Origin of the sequence: Kitasatospora sp. NPDC088346 (assembly GCF_044740765.1) — a bacterium.
Classification (GTDB): Bacteria; Actinomycetota; Actinomycetes; order Streptomycetales; family Streptomycetaceae; genus Kitasatospora.
Map to the genome: position 1 here is coordinate 1 of NZ_JBIURH010000132.1, position 3,927 is coordinate 3,927.

1 protein-coding gene is annotated in these 3,927 nt (G+C 72.5%); it reads right to left on the minus strand.

Features of this window, described 5'->3' with window-relative positions; translation table 11 throughout:
* A partial coding sequence (locus tag ACIOFR_RS41855) for a beta-ketoacyl synthase N-terminal-like domain-containing protein (RefSeq protein ID WP_401006029.1) occupies nucleotides 1–3,927 on the minus strand: 3,927 nt, incomplete at both ends.

Here is a 3,927-nt window from a genome sequence, read left to right on the forward strand (position 1 = left end):
ACCCAACTCATCGGCCACCGACAACCGGTCAGCCGCACCACCGTCCACCTCACACCGGCGAACATCCACACCCCGCGCCGCGAACATCCCCTCCAGCGCAACAACCGCGGCATCCTCACCGGCACCCGCCGGCACCACCAACAACCACACCCCAGACAACACACCCGAACCCGGATCCGTCACCGGCTTCCAACTGTCCCGATAACGCCACCCGTCGACCGTGTTCCGGTCGCGGGTCTGGCGGCGCCAGGCGGAGAGGGCCGGCAGGACCTCGCTGAGCGGCCGGTCGGCGGCCAGGTCGAGAGCCACCGAGACGGCGTCGACGTCGCCGCTCTCGACGGCCTCCCAGAACCGGGCGTCGACCGCGTCGACCGGCGTCTCGACGACGGCCACCGAGCCGTCCGACTCCAGCCAGTAGCGTTCGCGCTGGAAGGCGTAGGTCGGCAGCTCCACCGCACGACCGCCGCGGTCGGCCAGCAGCCCCGGCCAGTCGATCCGCAGACCGCGCACGTGAGCCTCCGCGAACGACGCGAACAGCCGTTCCACACCGCCCTCCTGGCGGCGCAGCGTCCCGAAGGCCGCCACCTCACGACCGGCCGCCTCGGCGGCGTCCTGCACCGCCATCGCCAGCACCGGATGAGCACTGACCTCGACGAACGTACCGAAACCGTCCGCGAGGAGAGTGTCGACCGCCTCCGCGAACCGCACCGTGGTGCGGAGGTTGGTGTACCAGTACTCGGCGTCCATCCCCGAACCGTCGGTGAACTCACCGGTCACGGTCGAGAACAACGGCACCCGAGCGGAACACGGCCTCACCTCCGCGAGAACCTCCAACAGTTCCGTGCGGATCGACTCCACCTGCGCGGAATGCGACGCGTAGTCGACGGGGATCCGACGAGCACGAACACCGTCCGCCTCGCACGAGGCCAACAGCTCGTCCAACGCCACCGGTTCACCGGAGACGACCACCGACGACGGGCCGTTGACGGCCGCCACCGAGATCCGCTCCTCACCCCACACCGCGAGCCGCTCACGAACGCTCTCGACCGGCAGGGCAACCGACACCATCCCACCCAGCCCCGCCAGACCACCCGCGATGGCGCGACTGCGCAACGCCACCACCCGCGCACCGTCCTCCAACGACAGCGCACCCGCCACCACCGCCGCAGCGATCTCACCCTGCGAATGCCCGACCACGACACCCGGCTCCACACCGGCGCCGCGCCACACCTCGGCGAGGGAGACCATCACCGCCCACAGCACCGGCTGCACCACATCCACCCGGTCCATCCAGGCATCGCCGGTCTCGCCACGGACCACGTCCAGCAGCGACCAGCCGTCCGCGAACGGCGCCAGAGCAACAGCACACTCGGCCATCCGAGCCCCGAACACCGGCGAGGATTCAAGCAGTTCGACCGCCATCGCCGCCCACTGCGAACCCTGGCCCGGGAAGACGAACGCCACCTTCCCGGAAGCCCCCGAAACGCCCTGCACCACACCGGCAGCCGGCAGACCACCCGCCAGCGCCTCCAGCCCCGCCACCGCGGTGGCACGGTCACCCGCCACCACCACCGCACGGTGCTCGAAACCCGCCCGCGAGACGACCAGCGAGTGGGCGAGGTCGGGCAGGCCGAGGCCGGGCTGTGCGTTGAGCTGCGTCAGCAGGCGTGCGGCCTGGCCCTGGAGGGCCTTGTCCGTCTTGGCGGACAGCAGCAGCGGGGCGGCGGCCGAGGCCGGCGCCGGGGCTTCCGGGGCCTCTGCCACGGCAGCGGCGGGCGTGTATTCGAGGATGGTGTGGGCGTTGGTGCCGCTGATGCCGAAGGAGGAGACGGCGGCCCGGCGCGGACGGCCGGTCTCCGGCCAGGCCCGGCGCTCGGTCAGCAGCTCGACCGCACCCGACGCCCAATCGACCTTCGCCGACGGCTCGTTCACGTGCAGGGTCTGCGGCAGCACACCGTGCCGCATCGCCATCACCATCTTGATGATGCCGCCCACACCGGCCGCCGCCTGGGTGTGACCGATGTTCGACTTCAGCGAACCCAGCCACAGCGGCTGCTCGACGGAACGCTCACGCCCGTAGGTGTTCAACAGCGCCTGCGCCTCGATCGGGTCACCCAGCGTGGTACCCGTACCGTGCGCCTCCACCGCGTCCACCTGGTCCGACGCCAGACCGGCGTTCGCCAGCGCCTGCCGGATCACCCGCTGCTGCGAAGGACCGTTCGGAGCCGTCAGACCGTTCGACGCACCGTCCTGGTTGACGGCGCTGCCGCGCACGACCGCGAGCACCTGGTGGCCGTTGCGGCGGGCGTCGGAGAGCCGCTCGACGAGCAGCATGCCGACGCCCTCGCCCCAGCCCGTGCCGTCCGCACCGGCGGCGAACGCCTTGCAGCGCCCGTCGGCGGAGAGGCCGCGCTGGCGGCTGAAGTCGACGAAGGTCTCGGGCGTCGCCATGACCGTGACACCACCGGCGAGAGCCATGGTGCATTCGCCCTGGCGCAGCGCCTGGATCGCCCAGTGCAGGGCGACCAGGGAGGAGGAGCAGGCGGTGTCGACGGTGACCGCCGGCCCTTCGAGGCCGAAGGTGTAGGCGACGCGGCCGGAGGCGATGCTGCCCGAGACGCCGGTGCCGAGGTAGCCCTCGACGCCGTCGGGGAGCTCGCCGATCCCGGTGGCGTAGTCGTGGTACATCACGCCGGCGAAGACACCGGTGCGGCTGCCGCGCAGGGTGGCCGGGTCGATGCCGGCCCGCTCGATCGCCTCCCAGGAGGTCTCCAGCAGCAGGCGCTGCTGCGGGTCCATGGCCAGGGCCTCGCGCGGCGAGATGCCGAAGAAGTCCGGGTCGAACAGGCCTGCGTCGTGCAGGAAGCCGCCCTCGCGGGCGTAGGTGGTGCCCTGGTGGTCGGGGTCGGGGTGGTAGAGGCCGTCCAGGTCCCAGCCGCGGCTGTTCGGGAAGCCGGAGATCGCGTCGCCGGCGTCGTGGACCAGTCGCCACAGGTCGTCCGGTGACTCTACGCCGCCGGGGTAGCGGCAGGCCATGCCGACGATGGCGATCGGCTCGTCCGTGGCGCCCGTGGGTCGGGTGGCGGCGGCGGGCTCGTCCGCCGCCTCGCCGAGGAGCTCGGTGAGCAGGAAGGCGGCGAGGGCGCCGGGGGTCGGGTAGTCGAAGATCAGCGTCGCGGGCAGGCGCAGGCCGGTCGCACCGTTGAGTTCGTTGCGCAGTTCGACGGCGGTGAGCGAGTCGAAGCCCAACTCCTTGAACGCCCGTCCCGCGTCCACCGCGCTGGCATCGGTGTAGCCGAGCACGGCGGCGACACGGGAGCGGACCAGGTCGAGCATCGCCTGCTCGCGCTCGTCGGCGGACTGGGCGAGCAGGCGGGTGACCAGCTCGGAGCCGCCCGCCGAGGAGCCCGCGCGCGCGGCGCGCCGCATCGGCACCCGGACCAGGCCGCGCAGCAGCGCGGGCAGGGTACCGGCGGCGGCCTGGGCACGCAGGGCAGCCAGGTCCAGGTGCATCGGCACCAGGGCGGCAGAGCCGGTGGCGGTGGCCGCGTCCAGCAGGGTGAGGCCTTCGGCCGAGGTGAGGCCGTGGATTCCGGTCCGGCTCATCCGCTGGATGTCCAGCTCGGCGAGGCTGCCGACCATGCCGCTGCTGTCCGCCCACGGGCCCCAGGCGAGGGAGGTGGCGGGCAGACCGTCGGCGCGGCGGCGGGTGGCCAGGGCGTCCAGGAAGACGTTGGCGGCCGCGTAGTTGGCCTGGCCGGGGCTGCTGAGCGTGCCGGCGGCGGAGGAGAACAGCACGAACGCGGTGAGCGGGTGCCCGGCGGTCAGCTCGTGGAGGTGGAAGGCCGCGTCGACCTTGGGCCGCAGCACGGTGTCGAGACGCTCGGGGGTGAGCGAGGCGAGGATGCCGTCGTCGAGAACGCCCGC